At 45.2% G+C, this 19,701-nt stretch carries 11 protein-coding genes and 1 tRNA gene; 5 read left to right on the forward strand and 7 right to left on the reverse strand.

Features of this window, described 5'->3' with window-relative positions; genetic code table 11:
* Positions 1-24 precede the first annotated feature (24 nt).
* Positions 25-1,014: a dihydroorotate dehydrogenase-like protein gene (locus HUU58_10285; protein ID NUN46058.1), complete on the forward strand. Its 990-nt coding sequence runs from the start codon at positions 25-27 to the stop codon at positions 1,012-1,014.
* 336 nt (positions 1,015-1,350) lie between these two features.
* Here the strand turns inward: HUU58_10285 and HUU58_10290 are convergent, their stop codons facing one another.
* From HUU58_10290 to HUU58_10305, 4 genes are all read right to left on the reverse strand, one after another.
* Positions 1,351-2,610 carry a hypothetical protein gene (locus HUU58_10290; protein NUN46059.1) on the reverse strand — a complete coding sequence of 420 codons (1,260 nt, stop codon included), beginning with the start codon at positions 2,608-2,610 and terminating at the stop codon, positions 1,351-1,353.
* A 257-nt stretch (positions 2,611-2,867) separates the two neighbouring features.
* Positions 2,868-2,940: transfer RNA gene (locus HUU58_10295), tRNA-Lys, on the reverse strand.
* 54 nt (positions 2,941-2,994) lie between these two features.
* Entirely contained in the window at positions 2,995-8,619 is a 5,625-nt protein-coding gene (locus HUU58_10300; GenBank protein NUN46060.1) for a PAS domain S-box protein, read from the reverse strand.
* Positions 8,620-8,622: 3 nt separating this feature from the next.
* Entirely contained in the window at positions 8,623-9,390 is a 768-nt protein-coding gene (locus HUU58_10305; protein NUN46061.1) for a DUF481 domain-containing protein, read from the reverse strand.
* 124 nt (positions 9,391-9,514) lie between these two features.
* Here HUU58_10305 and HUU58_10310 point away from each other — a divergent pair, with 124 nt between their 5' ends.
* Positions 9,515-10,288, forward strand: a complete 774-nt coding sequence (locus HUU58_10310; protein ID NUN46062.1) for a sulfite exporter TauE/SafE family protein — start codon at positions 9,515-9,517, stop codon at positions 10,286-10,288.
* A 62-nt stretch (positions 10,289-10,350) separates the two neighbouring features.
* On the opposite strand, the gene HUU58_10315 is transcribed toward HUU58_10310, so the two are convergent.
* Positions 10,351-10,908, reverse strand: a complete 558-nt coding sequence (locus HUU58_10315) for a hypothetical protein (protein ID NUN46063.1) — start codon at positions 10,906-10,908, stop codon at positions 10,351-10,353.
* Between the two features lie 90 nt (positions 10,909-10,998).
* Positions 10,999-11,562 carry a hypothetical protein gene (locus HUU58_10320; protein NUN46064.1) on the reverse strand — a complete coding sequence of 188 codons (564 nt, stop codon included), beginning with the start codon at positions 11,560-11,562 and terminating at the stop codon, positions 10,999-11,001.
* Positions 11,563-11,946: 384 nt separating this feature from the next.
* Here HUU58_10320 and HUU58_10325 point away from each other — a divergent pair, with 384 nt between their 5' ends.
* The 3 genes from HUU58_10325 (at position 11,947) to HUU58_10335 (ending at position 16,171) form a co-directional block, all read left to right on the forward strand.
* Positions 11,947-13,818 (forward strand): hypothetical protein, encoded by a 1,872-nt coding sequence (locus HUU58_10325; protein NUN46065.1) that lies wholly within the window; start codon positions 11,947-11,949, stop codon positions 13,816-13,818.
* Positions 13,819-14,162: 344 nt separating this feature from the next.
* Positions 14,163-15,392: an AI-2E family transporter gene (locus tag HUU58_10330; protein NUN46066.1), complete on the forward strand. Its 1,230-nt coding sequence runs from the start codon at positions 14,163-14,165 to the stop codon at positions 15,390-15,392.
* A 2-nt stretch (positions 15,393-15,394) separates the two neighbouring features.
* Positions 15,395-16,171, forward strand: coding sequence for an SDR family oxidoreductase (locus HUU58_10335; protein ID NUN46067.1), 777 nt, complete (start codon positions 15,395-15,397; stop codon positions 16,169-16,171).
* Between the two features lie 2 nt (positions 16,172-16,173).
* Here HUU58_10335 and HUU58_10340 read toward each other — a convergent pair whose 3' ends face one another.
* Positions 16,174-19,524, reverse strand: coding sequence for a PAS domain S-box protein (locus tag HUU58_10340; GenBank protein ID NUN46068.1), 3,351 nt, complete (start codon positions 19,522-19,524; stop codon positions 16,174-16,176).
* Between the last annotated feature and the right edge of the window lie 177 nt (positions 19,525-19,701).

Below are 19,701 nucleotides of genomic sequence, written 5' to 3' on the forward strand. Positions count from 1 at the left end.
CAACCATCTGCGAGGTTTTCATATATGCCGGCGAATTTATCCACTTCGTACATGGGTTTTACGTTAAAAAACCCGATTGTTCCTTCGGCTTCTCCGCTATCTAAACATTTAGACAATATCAGGAAAATGGAAGATGCGGGGGCTGCGGCTGTTGTACTATTTTCGTTGTTTGAAGAGCAGATTTATCACGATGCGATGGAGTTAGTACAAGAAGCCTCCAAAATAAGTGAGGACTTCCGAAACTCCTTTGATTACTTACGCGAACTCAATCAGTCGCATTATAATCCTGATGCTTATCTTGAGCATATCCGCAAAGCCAAAGAAGTTGTTAAAATTCCTATCATTGCCAGCCTCAACGGATCTTCGGATAACGGTTGGTTACAATACGCCAAATCCATTGAAGCGGCAGGCGCTGACGGGCTGGAGCTGAATCTGTATCACATCGCCGCAGATCCTAAAAAAAATTCTGCGCAAATTGAAGATCAATTCATACACGTCGTCCGTTCCGTCAAAAATCTTAAGATCCCTGTTTCTGTCAAACTCAGCCCTCATATCACAGGGTTAGCTAACTTTGTTTCCCGGTTGGACGAAACGCGCGTGGACGGTGTTGTTCTTTTTAATCGCTTTTATCAACCCGATTTTAATCTTAACTCGCTCAAAGTTGTTCCTAATATCAATCTTAGTGACTCAACCGATTTACGGCTTGCTTTGCGCTGGACAGCGATCCTGTATGGTCAGGTGCATGCCCCGATTGCAGCGACAAGCGGCATACATTCCCACGAAGATGCGATCAAAATGATTATGGCCGGCGCTTCGGTAACGATGGTGTGTTCCGCCTTACTCAAAAACGGCATCTCTCACATTACGGAATTACTGCGTGATATAGAGCTTTGGATGGATATTCACGAGTGCCAATCATTGAGCCATATCCGCGGCAGCATGAGTCAAAAATCCAAAGACGACCCATCGGCCATGGAACGTGCGCAATACATCAAAGCATTAGCTCAGTATTAGCGACCTACATCATTGATTTACTTTACATCGTAGTCGGCGCCATACGTCTGGAGTTGATCATCGCTAGTCAATCTTTGTTTTATGATGGCGCCAGTAATTTGTTTTCTGTCAATCCATGGGCACACTATACATGCGGCGTTCACCATATTCACCGGTTCAGACTCCATACATAGACGATATCTGAGTTGTCAAAAAAAATACAAGTTTATCTGTGATATCATAATTCCAACATCTTCACGTTCATTCATACTCGATGAATGAATGCTTTTTACTGAGAGCTAATATGTTATTACAAAAGCCTCAAACTGATCCGAGTTCACATTGTTACCACACATGCTATTGTTTTACGTTTCCATTCAAATCCAACTTCAAAAGATAAATATCGGTCGAATTGGAGTCCGTAAAAGTATATCCCGCACTGTAGATGGAATTTCTTATCACTTCCACCCCCATACCTTCATCATCCAACGCATCTCCATAATGTTTACTCCAAACCGCAGAACCCTGCGCTGTAAATCGCGCTACCCACATTTGATATCTCGGCCCGACAAAGCGATCATAAAAACGTCCGCTTACAATATAGTCACCGTTGCTCAATCGAGAGAGCGCATGCGGACGAAGAATAGGGAAAGCATCTTCACGAAACTGTTCTCTGTATTTAGTTTGCATTATTATATTACCATCTAAGTCCACCCGGACAAACCAAAAATCCGTGTGACCGTAATGAGGGAACGACAATAATGAACTCGCTGCTATTACAATATGCCCGGAGCTTTCAAAAGCCAAAGCTCGAGCCACATCACGATTTGGAATAAGCCCTGTAGCAGAATCAATCAAACTATGGTATGTTTTTAACCATGTGGTTTGACCAAGATTGTTCATTTTGATCAAAAACGCATCACTATAGCTACTATAAGGGGTATTCTGTATCGTCTGTCCACCAATGAAAATATCGTCGGCTGGTGTGATAAGAATATCTTTGGGTTCTATAGGAATGTCAGAAGTCACCGATTCTTGCCAAATTAATTTCCCATCGTCGCTGATTCTAAATACCAAAACATGGCCATCTTCCTGCAAAACCGTTTTCTCGTATGCAACGCCTGTAACCGATTCATCCGTACCCATATCCAGAGCAACACCATATGTACTGCTAGGACCTTCGACTTCGTATGTCCAAACAAGATTTCCGTCGGGCGACAACTTTCCTACGACCGCATTCGTATCAGCGCTGGATCTACAGATGGTTCCAATGATATAAATATAACCTTCCTCGTCAACAACAGCGTCTGTCAATTCATCAAAATAATTCCCGCCCAAGGTTTTTGCCCATACGCTTTTCATGTTTTTATTGAAAAGTACGAGATATAAATCATATTGCCCTCTCAGGCTATTGGTGCGCCCCCCGATAAAGATTCCTCCCTCCGGCGTGGCGGCTACGACGCTGGCTTGTTCGGCACCTACAAGACCAAACGTACTGGCAAATTCACCGGAATTATTAACCGTAGAAACTGACTCGCACGAAACGGTTAAGAAGATTAAAAATAAATAGAGAAAATAAAAATCATCACATTGCATAGATAGAAGAGATTTGAACATAGACGTAGGATTTGATTAATAATAAAATGTTATTTATTACGTAATATAATATAATATTTTTAAATAGAATACAATTTCTTCATAATTACTTTTTATGTAAACAAGGAATCGAATCCCGCTGCAACAGGAAACTTAATGATTGAAACCCACTACAATAACGCACAGAATGTGTAACACACTAAGTTAACCATTCCATTATCATCAAAATAAATCACGCAAAAAAATAAAAACCTGAGTCTGTACAACTCAGGTTTTTGTGCGTCCACAAGGAATCGAACCTTGAACCTAATGATTAAGAGTCATTTGCTCTGCCAATTGAGCTATGGACGCGTTTAAAAAATCGGACGCAATATAGTCGCGACATACTAACGACGCAAGCTCTTTTTATTCATTTTTATCATTGATCACGTCGTATATTAATTGACGAAATGCATCCACCTGAAACGGTTTGATGATATAACCTTTAAACCCATACGATTTGTGATCAGCCATGATCGGATCGTTGGAATAGCCGCTTGAGACGACGGCGCGAACGTTCGGATCAATTTCTAAAAGCTTTTTTATTGTTTCTTTTCCGCCCATACCTCCGGGAATCGTGAGATCCATGATCACGACATCATACGGCACTCCGGCATCTCGTGCCGTCGTAAACGCGCGTATGGCATCTGTGCCATCAGTGACGGAATCCGTCTGGTAACCAAACTTACGCAGAATACGTGTGGTTATTTCCCGGATGTCTTCTTCGTCATCCATGACAAGTATTTTTCCGCTGCCCATTCCAAGTTCCTTTTGCGGGGCCGATTGTTGTTGCACTTGTTTTTCCGAAGCCGGCAGATACACCGTAAAAACAGAACCGACGCCAAGTTGTGATTCGACGGATATTGCGCCCTGATGGTTCTTTACGATGGAATAACAAGTAGCCAAACCCAAGCCGCTACCGCGTTGTTTGGTTGTAAAATACGGATCGAAAATTTTAGACAAATATTCCGACGCAATGCCGACACCTTGATCGGTAATTCCCATGCGAATATATTTTCCTGCCGCAAGATGCATGATCGCATTTTCATCTAAGTATACGTTTTCTGCTTTTATATGTATAACTCCGCCGTCCGGCATCGCATGAACAGCGTTAATCACCAGATTCTGAATCACTTGACTGATCTGTCCCTCATCGATTTCGGCAGGCCATAAATCATCCGGCATATCATACTCACACAACACATTGGATCCGCGCATCATAAAGTCCGCCGCTTCACGAATCAATTCACTGATGGTCAGCGTTTTCCTGACCGGCGATCCGCCTTTGGCAAACGTGAGTAATTGTTGCGTCAGTTCTTTGGCGCGAAATCCGGCTTTTTCAGAGCGGGATAATATATCATCAATTTTATCATAGTGATGCTGCTGATGTTCCATACGCGCCAGTGAAATATTACCCAATATCGCTGTCAAAATATTATTAAAGTCGTGCGCAATACCACCGGCAAGTAATCCGACCGATTCCAGTTTGATAGATTTCAGGCGTTCTTCTTCTATTTTTTGTTTCTCTGTGATATCACGAAACACAAGTACCACACCGATGATCGTACTTTCTTTGTCACGGATGGGCGCACCGCTGTCGGCTATCAATCGTTCTGTGCCATCACGAGCGATCAACGCCGTATTTTGTTCCAGCTCAAAAATGCCGCCGCTTTGAATGATCCGACGCACCGGCTCCGCAATACGCACTTTGGTTTTGTAATTGATGATATGAAAAATATCCTCGATCGGTCTGTCTTGCGCTTCTTCTTGCGTCCATCCGGTCAATACTTCGGCAACACGATTGATCAAAACGATCCGTCCTTGCACATCCGTCGTGATCACGCCGTCACCGATCGAACGCAGTGTCACAGATAACCGCTCTTTTTCGGCTTCGAGAGCGCGTTCGGTTTTTTTGCGATCCGTTATATCATAATATACACCCTGAATAGCCGGTGTGTCATTCCATAAAATTTCAGCTACCCGCACTTCTAAATCACGAATGCGACCGTCTTTGGTGATTACCTTTAGTTCATACAAATCCGATACGGGTAATCCTTGACGTCGCCGTTCCATTCGCTCTTCGATCATAGGCTTATTCTCGGGTGCGATAATCTTGTATATCGAGAAATCCGGTTGTGATACGTCATGCGCTGTATAACCGAACAGTTTTTCCCACGCCGGATTGACAATTACGATTTTTTCGTTTTGCAAAACATACACCGGATTCAACGCTTGCTCGACCAATGTTTTATACTGAAGATCGCGTTGGCGAAGTATACTTTCTGCCGTCCGTAATTCGGTGATATCAGAAATAAATCCCTCGATGTATAAAAGTTTACCATCCGCATACACACCGGAACCGACTTCCGATAACCACCGCCAACTTCCGTCGCGATGTTGGATACGATAAGTTAAACTAAACGAATGTTGATCCCGCACGGCGGTATGAACAATATGATTGATCATAGCCACATCATCAGGATGATACATCGTGCTCAGGCTTATTCGCCTGTCATAAAAATCTTCCTTCGGATACCCCGTGATGTCCAAAATCGCTTCGCTGGTATAAATGAACGTAAAATCAGCATCGTTTTCACACATGTACACGACCCCCGGAAGGTTTTCGGCAAGTAATCGGAATTTTTCTTCACTTTGCCTCAACACTTCTTCCGATTTTTTACGTTCCGTAATGTCACGCGAATTAACCACGATGCCGCCGACAACCGCATCATGCAATAGGTTATGGGCCGTCACTTCCAATGTGCGCCATGAATGATCTTTGTGTAAAAATCGAAAATGGACATTGACTATTTTTTGCCCTTGATGAATTCCGGTTTGGAAGGCTTCGCGAATTAAGGGACGGTCTTCCGGATGGGCAAAATCTAACACGTTCTTACCGATAAGGTCGTTAGGCGTAAACCCGGTTATTTTTTCTACGGAAGGACTTTCGTACAAGATCGTACCATCAGCTGAAATAATACTGATAAGATCCAACGCATTCTCAATCAACGCGCGATAGTATTTTTCACGACGTTCCACGGCTTCCCGGCTTCGCACACGTTCAGTCACATCGCGCGAAAAAATGGAAGCGCCGCGAATAATCCCGTCGTCCGTGCGGATCGGAAAAAAAGAAATTTCATAATCACGCGACTCGCCGCCCAGATCATAGTGATCCGATTCCATAAATACCTCGCCGCGAACGATGACGCGTTCATACCTTGCCTTCCATAAGGCCTTGAGATCGTCGGGTATACTGTCAATCACATTCATTCCGACTTCCAATCGAACCCCAAATGCCGCAAAATACGCATCGCGGAATGTCGAATTGATGGTGACAATCCTGTAGTCGGCGTCGATGGACCAAATGGAATCATGCGAATTTTCAAGAATTGCCGCTAAATTGGCTTCATTATTCCTTAAATCCTCTTCAACCAAACGTCGTTCGGTTACATCTTTGCGTACGGCCCATACGCGTTTCCAGAAACCTTGCTCCACGACACCGGTATAACTATTGATGAAAAATCGTTTGGAACCATCTTCGGATATTTTTTCCGACTCGATATCGCTCGCTGAATAACCGTTACGAATTAAGTGTGCAACCCACTCGCGCTGTGCCGTTTGTTCCGTAGCTTCATCGCGCCAAACTTTGTTCCCCGTAAGCTGATCCGGTGTACGATAGCCTTCACTGAGCGCATACGTACTATTGCATTCACTGATAAAGGCCGTTTCAAAAAAAGATGCGATCTGATCTTCGACGGGTAGGTTCACGGCAATCGGTTTTTCAAATTCAAATAAACAAATGCCATCGGAGCTGTTGGCCACAAATGCCCGATACCGCTCTTCACTTTGTTTGAGCGCTATTTCTGATTTTTTTAATTCTGTTATATCTTTTTGCGTCCCCCAAATACGCGTAAGTTTTCCGTCTTCGACAATACCTATGGCACTGTTCAAAAATATCTTCTGCGCGCCATACTTATCCACTTCGTGCGATTCCTGATTGGCAAAATGATAACCCGATTTTACGAAGTCCACCATGTAGGCCACGTTATGCGGGTCATTTGGCAGAAGTAAGGTTTTGAGGGGTAAGCCAATTAACTCCTCTACCGAATTAAAGCCATACATCAGCGCTTGTACGGTATTGGCCTCGGCGATATAGCCTCCGGCAAATATACTAGCCACTTGCTCTTCCGGCATCCAATCAATCGGAACTGGTTCATCTAACTCAAGGCGATAAATACCCTCCGTACTTTGCTCAATGAAAGCGCGGTATTTTTGATCACTTTGGGTCAACGCTTCTTCAGAACGACGTACGTCGGAAATATCACGGCAAATAAACTGCAGGCACGGTTGATCGTCGTATTCTATTTTGGAAATCACTGATGAATACCAGTGCATCTTTCCCCACCGATCAATAAAACGATTTTCTATGATGCCGGAATGGGTCCTCGCGCTTTGTGCAAATTCGTCAATAAGCGCATTGACTCTTCCAAAATCTTCCGGGTGAACAAAAGGGTTTTCATCGGGCGGAAAACGAAAGTCATTGAGTGTATAACCGGTTTGACGTTCCATCGCCGGATTGACATACAGCATATTGCGTTTGTAATCTGTGATAAAAAGTACATCATGGAACGACTCGACTAGTTTTCTGTAACGCTCTTCCCGCTCTTTGAGCAACTGTTCAGCTTCCACACGTTCGGTAACATCGCGTGTCGTAATGAGAATTCCCTCAACGGATGCATCCAAAAGCAAATTGACACCGACGCTTTCACAGTGACGCCACGTTCCGTTTTTATGTAAAAAACGGTACATAGCCGTAGCCGATTCGCCCGGCACACGAAGCAAGGATTCAAAAGTTTTTTGCAATACTTCAAGGTCTTCCGGATGAATCTGATCGAATGCATTGCGCCCAAGCAACTCGTCCTGCGTATAACCGAGCATCGGAAATATGGAGGGGCTCTCGTACCGGATCGTACCGTCCGCTGCGACAATCGTGATCAGATCGCGTAGTTGGCGCACCAGCATCGTAAATCGTTCTTCACTGCGATGTAATGCGTCTAAGGCAAATTTTTGCCCGGTGATGTCGCTGACAACAAACTGAATGGCCGGTTTTTGAAGGTATTCGATTTTACTAAGTACGGACGAATGCCAGCGTAATCTTCCCCAACGATCCACAAAACGGTTTTCCAAAGTTTTAGAAAACATGGCTTCGCTTTGTATAAAATCCGCTATGAAACGATTGACGTTAGGCAAATCCTCCGGATAGATCAACGGATGTTGATGTACGTTAAAATCATAATCTGTGGCCGTGTATCCCGTGTGTTTTTCGACAGCAGGGTTGATGTACAACACATTGCGATAGTAGTCCTCGATAAATACCATGTCATCCGACGCTTCGAGTAAAGCGTGATACCGTATTTCGGCTTGGCGTCTTTCTTCCGCATGTTTTGAGCCGGTGATACAATCGGCTACAGCGTTGGCAAACTCTTCTTCGCGTCGGGCCCATCGGCGTGATCCTCCGACATGCTCATGGCACAAAACACCGATCACGCGGCCGTCCTGCCAGATCGGTACATCCATCATCGCGCCGATCCCGTTGGGCAAAAGATAATCTTCCGTAAAAGCACTGGTGCGGGGATCTTTGTGAGCATTCTTCGCCAGTAATGACCGGCCGGAATTCAATGCCTTAAAGTAAGGTTTATATTTAGAAGCTAAAAGTACGTCCCCTTTGAAATATTTTTTTTTCTCCCGACTGTAAAGTGCGACACATTGGATAGCCGATCGGTCCGGCGTGAATAACCAGACACTGACGCGATCAATAGATTGCAAGTCGGCGGATATACGTACGGCGGCACGCACCAAAGCGTCAAAACCTTTACGCAGACGATACAGATGCAGCAGGGCATCATGCTGTCGCGTGCTATCTAATTTTCGAAGAGTCTTTGGGGGACTCTTCTTTTTAGATGAAACTCGCTTTGGGGTTTTACGCGCCATAAATCAAAAAACTATGTTAACACCATTACTCAATTCAACATCATATGTGCGAATCCCGGGTGCCGGGCGATGATCATACCGCGCATTGAAGGCCGTCACAAAACTCAATTTTTTCCAGAGAGCGATGGTCATACTCGTATTATGTAATAGACGGTAGTCGGAAAACGCGCGCGTATCGGCTTGATAATAGGTCGTAGCAACAAATGCTAACCGATCATCCGGATTCCATCGTATGGATAAATAATTAGTGGAGCGTAGTTTTCGGACGGTCGGCTCATTGTGTTCATACATTTCACGCTCCCACATCAATCCAGCACCGACAGCCCATACCAATACTGGAGACTTGCGCCCCGAATCCGTTCGCATAATTTCATAGCGTAGACCACTGCCGATCAATTGACGATCTTTAAGGTCAATAAACGCATTAAATTCTTTCTGCGTAAAACCTTCGGCAATTACGTAATCGCTCAGATTTCGGGTAACACGCAAATGCATAAATCCTTTATGCGAATACAGTTTTCCCCGGCTTTCGGCACGCTCATAATTCGCGGCAAAAAAAGAATAATATGCCGTGGTAAGCCAATCCAAGCGGTAATTGCTTTTCATGCTCAGGGATTCGGAATTGCCTTCTTGGAGACCGAGACTAAAACCTACGGTATGATGGAATCCTCGATCCGCATTATACTTGCGTAAATTTTCAGTATTTACTTGCGCCAATAAGACACACGACAAGCTCAATGCGATATAAACGCAAAAAATTCTGATCTTCATATATGTAGAACCTTTAGACAAGGAGGGTATGCCGGACAATATATAATAAAATCGGTGTTATGTAAAATATTTTTCATAGGAAATCTGTTGAAGAACGAAAATAACCTCTTTATTATTTATTATGATTGATTATTTACTCATTGCTATTGCAGCCTTTACGGCATCCGCGCTTACTTTTTTTTCGGGTTTCGGGCTGGGGACAATTTTGATGCCGGTCTTTGCTCTGTTTTTTCCGGTTCACACAGCTGTCGCATTGACCGCTGTTGTTCATTTTTTAAATAATATTTTCAAACTGGGACTTACCGGATTCTTTGCCGATAAAGCCGTGATCCTGCGATTTGGCATCCCGGCCATCGTAGCTGCTTTCGCCGGGGCCGAATTGCTTACATGGATGTCCGCATCGGAGCCTGTTGCGAGTTATTACTTAGGTCATACGATCTTCTATATACGATGGGAAAAAATAATCATGGCTATTGTCATGATCATTTTTGCATTGCTAGAGATCATACCGGCTTGGTCACAGATACATTTTGATCCTAAATATTTACCATACGGCGGGATTCTCAGCGGTTTTTTTGGCGGGTTATCAGGGCATCAAGGCGCTCTGCGCAGCGCGTTTCTTCTTCGTTTAGGTCTCGGTAAAGAAAGTTTTATTGCCACCGGTGTCGTCATCGCATGTATGATTGACATAACGCGATTAAGCGTTTATGGGTTTTCTATTTTTCAGGAAAACATCGCAGCCCATTGGCCGTTACTGCTCATAGCCATCTCGAGCGCATTTGGCGGTGCGTTTCTTGGAAATCGGTTTCTTAAAAAAATGACCATTGCTTTACTACAAAAGAGCGTGGCTTTATTTCTTATCGCCCTTGCCTGCGCTCTGGCCACGGGTATCATCTGATCACAATAAAAAACCCCGGAACTAAAAAATCCCGGGGCTTAAAAAAATCAGCTATTCAGTTATTACTTCTTAGCTGTCAATTTCTCATTGATTTTGCCGTACATCATAGCGGCTTCATCGGCCGTAGCGCGTGAAGCTTTGAAATCACCGGCGGCAAATTGTTTTTTGGCTTCTTCTAATTTAGCTTTGCAACCGGCATAGGTTGTTTCCACTTCTTTTTTGTCCGCCGCTTTGAGTTTGCCGGCCGCCGCCATCATGGCTTTTTCATTTTTCGTCCAGGTCGTTTCGCAGTTTTTGATGAAATCATCCGTGGATGTTTTCACTTGTTCCATACCGGCCGGAGCTGCGGTAGCGGCTTCGTTATAGAGCTTTTCGGCTTCGACGTAAGCGGCTTTGGACTTATCCCATTCTTTCTTAGCCACAAGGCCATCGGCTTCTTTCATTTTAGCTTCGGCTTTTGCAAACGATTCGCTGGCATAATCAGCAGCTTTAGCTTCAGAGGCTTTTTTCGCGGCAGCTTTAGCTTTAGCAATTTCCTGCTCCGGGGGACCGCCGCAACCGATCAGTACAAATGCTGTCATAGCGACAGTCAACGCGGATACGATCATACGTTTTAACATAGGATTCTCCGTTTATTTAAGGGTTATGGGAATATTTACAAAAAAACCCCGAATACAAGTATCCGGGGTTTATTCAAAACTAAATTTGAATTACTTCTTAGCAGGCATTGCCATTTTCTTCATGGCATCCATTTTTTCGGTAGCCATAGCGAGGCTGGAAAGAGCACCCATCGGGTCGGTTTCCATCATGCCTTCAGCGCCTTTTACAGCACCTTCGACTTCTTTGCCCATAGCATCATATTTGTCTTTGTCGCCTTTTTTCATCAGTTTGGTAGCAGCCATCAGCATTTTGTCTTTGCCCATGTCTTCCCAAGCTTTTTTAGCGGCCGCAATACCGGCTTTGGCTTCTTCCATTTTAGCTTTCATTGCTTCAGGAGCGGCTTTAGCAGCAGCTTCAAACTGAGCGGCAGCTTCTGTATAAGCTTTCTTCGCACCGTCCCAATCGCTTTTCTTCACAGCTTCAGCACCTTTGTTCAAAGCGGCATTCGCTGCATCAAACGCTTCTTTAGCATACACATCAGCTTTAGCTTCGGTAGCTTTTTTCATAGCAACCGTGGCTTTTTCGATCAATTCTTTCGGGGGACCGCCGCAACCGATCAGAACGAATGCAGCGAGGGTCAGCGTCGCTACGGACAATACAACACGCTTCAGCATGGGTTTCTCCTTTAATGCTTGCACTTAAGGCTACCAACACCCAATCTACCTAAGTGCTAAGTTTTTATTTTTATGGTGTTTAGGGTTAAAAAAACCACTTGTTCACAAAATCTGCGCAAATATATGATCTCATGCCGGCAAAAGCAAGCTGTTTTTTGCTCTAAACTTCTTTATTTTCAGCATCATTTCCAATAATCACTTACCATTTTACGCATTCTTACATGCTTACACGACATCGGTTATGTAGGATACTGCGAAAATCGTATATCTCCATACCTGATCATATATAAGCCTGCTTTATCTAAGAGTTTGATTTCTGTTGGTAAAAAAACTCCCGGCATCGTTTTTCGAACCGGGAGTTTAAAAAATAATCGGAGATAGATTATGGCCGTAGCTGCTCAGGGATTTCATCAAACACATTGTTTTACCGGTTCGTGGGATGTACATTCAGGCATGAAAACAACCAAACTTTCCGGCCCTGTGATCGCCGATAACTATGATCAAGGTATCCGGCTCGCCATGCGCCTGATCGAAGCACGTGAAAATCTAGCCGATGGTTCGGGTATGGATATTACCGATTGGGCGCAGTCTGTTTTTGGAACGGAGCACCTTGTGCGACTGATCGAAACAGAACCTTTTTCGGAAAAAATATACGGCCCTGTTATTCGCGAAGAAATCGAACGGTTAGCTAAGACGTGGTACCCCGATGTAGGCAAACGTCATATCGTTTCTATCAACAAACTCGAAGATGAGTTTGACGTACATGTCGCCGATGACGAAGCGCCTGCATCAGCGCTTGCAACGGTATCGGCGGATCAGGTACTGGATTTTCTCAGCTCGCGTTTAACCCCGGCTCAACTGGAATACCTGCGCCGGATTCTTAAAAATTCTTTCGGCGAAGACCGCGACTTTTCGTGGAATGAACGTATTTTCCGGCTTTTGGCGGAATCGGAATCCTATCTTCAGTCTAACATAGATCGCATGATGGCGATGTATCCCGACGGGCCGCCATTGCAGGAGCATCTCCATGCAGGGCAAACTTTTTCAGACGAACAAATCATCACGTGCTATAAAAATGTTTTTTTGGGCATCAACGCACGTTTCCCGATTCATTTTTTAGCTACGGACGGTAACCGAAGAGCCGCTATTTTGACGCAATTTGCCGTCGAACATATTTTGAAAACCCGACCGCTGGACGCACTGCAAGAATATACGGCGCGCGATTTCAGTGCGATCGGTTTGCGCAATGTGGCACGATTTTTCAATTATTCGCTGAATCGAATTATTCGCAATGCCTATCCTGATCTCGTCATGCCTTGGGAAATGGCGCATGTCGAAGACGGATTTTGGACGGAAGAAAAAAACAGAACGATGGCCATTCGGTGGCTGATCGAAGAAAAACTCGGCATTGCCAAAACGGATATTCCTAAAGCTCTGCGGGATGATCGTGTAACCAAATCGTCCTTTACACAAAACGGATTGTCGTACATGTTTGTGCAGTATTACAAATCGGTTTCACGTTGTATCGGTGCGGCATACCCTGAGTTTATGCCGTGGGAATTAGGCAGCGTACCGAATGCTTTCTGGCAAGGCGAAGAAGGACGACAAAACGTCGTGAAAGCGATACACTGGCTCATGCGGCGCATGCAAATCATACCGGCCGAAATACCCGAACGTATCAAAGATAAAACCATTAATCGCGAACTCTTCAGTCGGTTTGGCCTCGCCACGGTTTTCGAGCGCATTTTCAAAAAGAACATGTTTCAGGTTTTTGAAACCGCGTATCCCGGTCGTTTTGAAATATGGGAAATCGGCAAAGTGGCGACGGACTATTGGGAAGATCTGCTGCATGCCTATCGCGCATCGCTGTGGATTGCTAAAAAAGAAGGCATCCCCGAAAACGGTATTCACGCGGCTTTGCGCAGCGGCATGCTTTCACGCGAATCCTTTGCTAAATACGGACTCGGCAGTATGCTCAAGCGTACTTTTGATAATAACCTGCGCAAGGCTTACTTGCCCTACATTTTGCCCGATGCCGATACGCGTGAGCAGTTGATGAAAGATATTACCCTTCTTCAGCTCATCAAACGCCAGCTGCGGCTTTTTGATGAACAGCCTGTATTGATTCGTATCGTGCGATATATGTTCTACCGATTTGCACAAAACTCCGTCGAGCGCACATACCGCCGAATATACGAGCGCCTGCGCAAACGCACGCAACGACGGCTGGATGAAATATTGGCAATGATGGGGTAAACGCATGTCCACATTTTAGTCGATAGATTAAATACAAAACCCGCCGTGAAGCGGGTTTTGTATTATTAACTATGACTTAAAATAATTTAGAACCGATACATGAGTTTAGAGAAAACAAAAGCACCGCTAAAACCCATCTGAACCGAATCCCAAAGCCCGCCGGACTCAGTAAGCGCCGGATCTTTTCGGTCGGGATAAGTATTAAAAAGATTTAAAACTCCCGCTGTTATGGCAATATGATCTTTAATCTCAATTCGTTACGAGCCTGGAAAAGTAAAAACGAAAATTCACTTTAAGAAACAACTTTGCCTTTTTCAGACATTCTCTATAGATTGCCAGTCACTATGATCAATGAAAAAGAACCCCGTTTTTTACTCATCACTTTGATTGCCACCATTCTTTTTGGTTTTTGGTTTGTCACCATAAAAGATGTGTTTTCACCGTTTATATTAGCGACGGTCATCATCGCCTTTTTACTTCCGTTTCGCGATCATAAAACGATACGCGTGCTCATCGCCTTGATTTTCACGCTGTTTATGTTATGGCTGATTAACGAGTTGCGTGAAATTTTCACGCCTTTTCTGATCGCTTTTGCATTAGCATATCTCTTTGACCCGGTAGTGGACAGTTTCGAAAAACGCAAATTTTCCCGCACGTCTTCCATTGTGGTTATCATATTGGCAATACTCGGAACATTATTTGCCATCGGGCTTTTAGTCATTCCGCAATTTGCAGGCGAAGTCTCCGCGTTGGCCGGCACTTTCCCTTCGTACGAAGATTTTAAACGTAATCTGAATCCGGACGCCTTGAGTTTTTTGCAATCGTGGGGCATGGATACCGCAAAAATCATGGCCATGATCGAATCGGAAACAACGAATAAAATCACCGGCCTTATTCGTGAATTTACGCAAAGCGCGCAATCGTTGTCCGACGGGCTGAGTTCACTGATCACGCAACTCATCAATCTGATTCTGATTCCCTTCATTACATTTTATTTTTTACGGGATTTTGACCAGAATATCGCGCGTATCCGATCACGTACGCCGGAGCGACATCGAGCAAAATTTGAAAAGCTGTATACTCGTATTGACGGAATTCTCAGCGTTTATATTCGCCGGATTTTTCTGACGGCATTTACGCTCGGTATGCTTTCCATGGTCATTCTTTTTATTTTGGATATCCGTTTTGCCACGATCATCGGAATAACACTCGGTTTGTTTTACCTCATTCCATACGTGGGTTACCTTCTGACATTTGCTGTTGGCGCCATCATGGGGTTGCTCAATCCCGATCCCGGCAGCGCGGTTCTCAAAATCATGATCGTGATCGCCTGCATCAAAATCATAGATCTGGGTATCGTCTCACCGCGCCTTGTCGGTGAAAAATTGGGATTGCACCCGGTGCTGATGATTTTTTCGATTTTTGTGTTCGGTAAATTGCTCGGGCTGCTCGGGCTTTTTATTGCTATTCCCGTGACGGCCATTCTGAAAGTACTGATCATGGAATGGTACGATCAAAACTTTCTGCATCGCGAATTTATCCGTGATGATTCATCGTCAACATCCAAGGAGTAAATATGGGTTATTCCGTGAAAGATCGTATTATTCTTATCACCGGCGCCAGCGCGGGTATCGGTGAAGCGACCGCCCGCACATTTGCCGAGGCCGGAGGAAAATTGATTCTCACCGCCCGTCGTAAAGAAAAGCTTGAAAAACTGGCCAACGAACTGAAAGAACAATTCGGAACGCCGTCGTATACCGCTTCCCTGGATGTTCGTGATAACGCGGCCGTAGAAAATTTTGTACGCACTCTACCTGACGCATGGTCGGCCATTGATATTTTAGTCAATAACGCCGGACTCGGGCGCGGTTTGGACAAACTGCATGAAGGAAAAATCGCCGACTGGGAAGAAATGATTGATACCAATGTCAAAGGTTTGCTCTATGTCAGTCGCGCTGTTATCCCGGGCATGGTCGCTCGCGGCAGAGGGCATATTTTCAATCTGGGATCCATCGCGGGTCATGAAACCTACCCCGGCGGAAACGTGTATTGTGCGACCAAACACGCCGCACGTGCAATCAATAACGGAATGCGGATTGACCTCGTGGATACGCCGGTGCGCGTAACGACGATTGACCCCGGTCTAGTCGAAACGGAATTTAGTGTAGTACGTTTTCGCGGTGATGCCCAGCGCGCCAAAAAACCGTATGAAGGCATCGCGCCGCTTAGAGGAGAGGATATAGCCGACTTGATTTTATTTGCAGCGACACGCCCGACGCATGTCAATATCAACGAAATGATCGTGATGCCCAAAGCGCAAGCTACATCCACTTTGGTACACCGCAAAGTATAACATTAGTTTTGATCGAGCAGAGTACGAATCACTTTGGATAAGGTATCAATCGAAAAGGGCTTTTCGATAATTGTAGACTTCAGATTCTGACGAATATCCCGCACCACATCCGGCGTCGCGTATCCGGTAGCAAAGAATATTTTTGCCATCGGATTGATCCCGCACAGAGCCGCATGTGTTTGTTTGCCGTCCATCTCCGGCATCTGTATATCGAGCATGACGACATCGGGTTTTTCCTGCTGATACAAACGCACCGCTTCCATTCCGCTTTGTGCCGTAATTACACGATACCCCAGTTCTTCCAGTATGCGCGAGCATATGTTCAGAATGGCTTTTTCATCATCCACGACAAGCACCGTTTCTTTACCCGTTTCCAAAGGTTTTTCAATCTCCGGCACGGGTGCCGACTCGTTACTTCGGGATGCAGGAAGATAAAATCTAAATTCGGCGCCTTCGCCTTTTTTGGAATCTACCATAATGGTTCCGCCATGATTGAGGATAATACTTTTTGCAACAGCCAAACCCAGGCCGGTGCCTTGGCCTTCCGGTTTGGTAGTATAAAATGCTTCGAAAATATTTTGCAATGTCCCTGCATCCATACCTACGCCCGAATCGCGGATAATGCATTCGATATAGACGCCGGCGCCCGGCAGGTTGAGCAGTTCGGCCGATTCTCCGTCAAACTCTACCGAATGCGTACGTACATTGATCAGGCCGCCTGGCTCGCCCATAGCGTCCCGCGCATTGACAAGAAGATTCATGATGACTTGTTGTATTTGCGTTTGATCCACATCCATCGCAGGAATACTGTCATCCAAACGTATATCAAAACGCACTTGTTTGGGAAATGCATGCGTCACCATCGCTTGCGTTTCACGGATCAGATCATTGATATGAATACGCGTGATGCGCAGCGGGGTTTGCCGTGCATAGACTAGCAATTGTTTGACTATTTCACCCGCTCGCCGCGCCGATGCAGCAATATTTTCGGCATACGTTTTTACCATTTCGGGCGACGCTGAAAAATTTTTGAGCATCTCGGCCGTCGGTAAAATTACGGCAAGCATATTATTCATATCGTGTGCTACACCGCCGGCTATACGGCCTACCGATTCCATCTTTTGCGCTTGAATAAGATTTTGTTCGAGCCGCCGCGATTCGGTAATATCTTCAACGGCTACTTCATAATAAAGGAAACGTCCTCCGGTGTCATACACCGCACGATCGTGCAAACGCACTTGTATAATGGCGCCGTCTTTTTTTCTCCAGAATACTTCCGCATATCGCCCAATGCCCTGGGCTCGCGTGTTTTCGTTGAATTGCAAACGATCTTCAGCCCGCACATAAATATCACGATTGAGATTGAGCCGCATGACTTCGTCATGGGTCTTATAACCCAGCATCCGCACTAACGCCGGATTGATCGTGATAAAATTTCCTTCTTCCGTGGCCTGATAAATACCTTCGGTTATGTTTTCAAAAATAGATCGGTATTTATTTTCTGACGCAATCAACGCCTGTTCCACTTTGCGCCGCTCCGTGACATCGTGAATGATCGAAAAAAGTAATTTGCGTTCGCCGATCACCACCGGACCCGTTCGTACTTCGACCTCTTTTATTTCCCCGTTTGCCAGACGATGCCGAAAATCAACATAGGTTTGCTGCGCTTCCATGGCCTGCGCTATGCGCTCTCTTACTTCTTTTTCAGGCAACACATTGATATCCCAAACCCTTAGGCTTTTTAACTGATCGACCGTATACCCGTAAAATGCGGCAGCTGCAGGATTAGCATCCACGATACGCCCGCTTTCCGGTTCCACAAGCCATTTGATGGCCGTATTGTTTTCAAACATTTGACGATACCGTATTTCACTATCAGAAATCATTTTCCGAGATTGCATACGTTCTGTCACATCGCGGGAAAATACGCTGACGCCGGTGATTATATGTTGTGCATCGCGCAGCGGATAAAAACTGATATCGTAATAATGGCTTATCCCAGCAAATTCAAACAGTTTTTCGATGACAAACCGTTCTCCTTCCAGAGCACGCTGATAATAACTTCTCCACTCGTCGGCTGTCGCCTTTGGCAAATATTCCAAAATGGCCATGCCGGGTTGCAATACAACGCCGTAAGCTGATTCATACGCCACGCGAAAGGCCGAATTGAGAACCACTATGCGCAGATTCCGATCGACGGAATAAATCGAATCCGTCGTATTTTCGATGACCCCCGACAGATTGTATTCGCTTTGGCGCAATGCTTCTTGTGCGAAACGTCGTTCCGTAATGTCGTGATAGTTGGTAACGATAGCCTGGACAAACGGTACGTGAAACATATTGATCGCCGAAAACTCCACCCAACGAATACTGCCGTTTTTGTGACGAAGCGGGACCGATAGATGCACGCGCCGATTTTCTCTGCGACGAACCGACTCAAAAATACGTTGGACCGTATCCGCGTCACTCTGAATAAAATCAAATGCGCTGCGGCCTGAAATTTCCCATGTTTCGTAGCCCAGTAACCGTTTGATCGAAGCGCTGGTATAGAGTATGGTGCCGCGCTGATCTACCAATGTAACAACATCGCTGCTGTTTTCGATCAAAGCGCGAAAACGTTGTTCGCTTTCATAGAGTTGCTGCTCACGCCGCTTGCGATCGGAAATGTCGCGTACGATACCGAGCGCTCTTCCGTCATTCAATACTTTTGCGGAAATTTCCACATAAAAAAGAGTGCCGTTTTTTCTCTTAAATCGTTGCTCGCCCAGATACTTTCCCTCTTTTTGCATCAAGGCCAGCGTTGTATCCAGGGTATGCGCCGTATCGGGATCGATCAGATCCAATGGCCCCATTGTAAGAAGTTCTTCACGGGAATAACCGGTCATCGCACACGCTTTTTGATTAACGGAGAGATAGCGCCGATCCGATCCCATGATAAATACGGCATCGGATGAAGACTCCAGCAACACATCATAATCCTGACTAATACGCTGAATGCGCCGTGCATCCGCCGCATGCCAACGCTGCATAAGCCAAGCCATAGCCAATACCGCAAACGTATTGACGATAATCCAAAAAACTATGGTCCAAAACTGTTCCGGAGCTTCATTGTACGGATGGCCAAAATCCAGCATGTAATACAGACGGTATAAAAATTGTAGTACGGCGCTCACCAAACCTGAACGCAGTCCTCCGAGCAGCACGGAAAAAAATATCAACGCCTGAAGAGCAATCGAACCGGGACGATAATTTTGTATCTGACCGGCGGCCAACTCTAAAATCACAATAGCCACCAATGTGGCGACCGGACCGATCGAACGACGGTAACGAAAAAGAAATTCTGTCAACTTCATGAGAAACAAGAAAGGATTAAGATAATGGATAACATAACCAAACGATTAAGATTAAGCAACACCATCTTGCAATTCGCCTGGGAAACGGAAGCAACATCGTACCCCCCTTTGGATAGAAGGGAAAGAAGGATTGAGATTGGTGATAGAACATTGCAGGAAGTCTTGCGAGCGTAGCGA

The organism is bacterium (assembly GCA_013360215.1).
GTDB lineage: Bacteria > CLD3 > CLD3 > SB21 > SB21 > JABWCP01.

What these genes read in the sequence shown, in the direction of transcription:
- HUU58_10285 (NUN46058.1), top strand. Translation starts at nt 25, where the DNA reads ATGCCGGCGAATTTATCCACTTCGTACATGGGTTTTACGTTAAAAAAC.
- HUU58_10290 (NUN46059.1), bottom strand. Translation starts at nt 2,610, where the DNA reads ATGTTCAAATCTCTTCTATCTATGCAATGTGATGATTTTTATTTTCTC.
- HUU58_10300 (NUN46060.1), bottom strand. Translation starts at nt 8,619, where the DNA reads ATGGCGCGTAAAACCCCAAAGCGAGTTTCATCTAAAAAGAAGAGTCCC.
- HUU58_10305 (NUN46061.1), bottom strand. Translation starts at nt 9,390, where the DNA reads ATGAAGATCAGAATTTTTTGCGTTTATATCGCATTGAGCTTGTCGTGT.
- HUU58_10315 (NUN46063.1), bottom strand. Translation starts at nt 10,908, where the DNA reads ATGTTAAAACGTATGATCGTATCCGCGTTGACTGTCGCTATGACAGCA.
- HUU58_10320 (NUN46064.1), bottom strand. Translation starts at nt 11,562, where the DNA reads ATGCTGAAGCGTGTTGTATTGTCCGTAGCGACGCTGACCCTCGCTGCA.
- HUU58_10325 (NUN46065.1), top strand. Translation starts at nt 11,947, where the DNA reads ATGGCCGTAGCTGCTCAGGGATTTCATCAAACACATTGTTTTACCGGT.
- HUU58_10330 (NUN46066.1), top strand. Translation starts at nt 14,163, where the DNA reads ATGATCAATGAAAAAGAACCCCGTTTTTTACTCATCACTTTGATTGCC.
- HUU58_10335 (NUN46067.1), top strand. Translation starts at nt 15,395, where the DNA reads ATGGGTTATTCCGTGAAAGATCGTATTATTCTTATCACCGGCGCCAGC.
- HUU58_10340 (NUN46068.1), bottom strand. Translation starts at nt 19,524, where the DNA reads ATGAAGTTGACAGAATTTCTTTTTCGTTACCGTCGTTCGATCGGTCCG.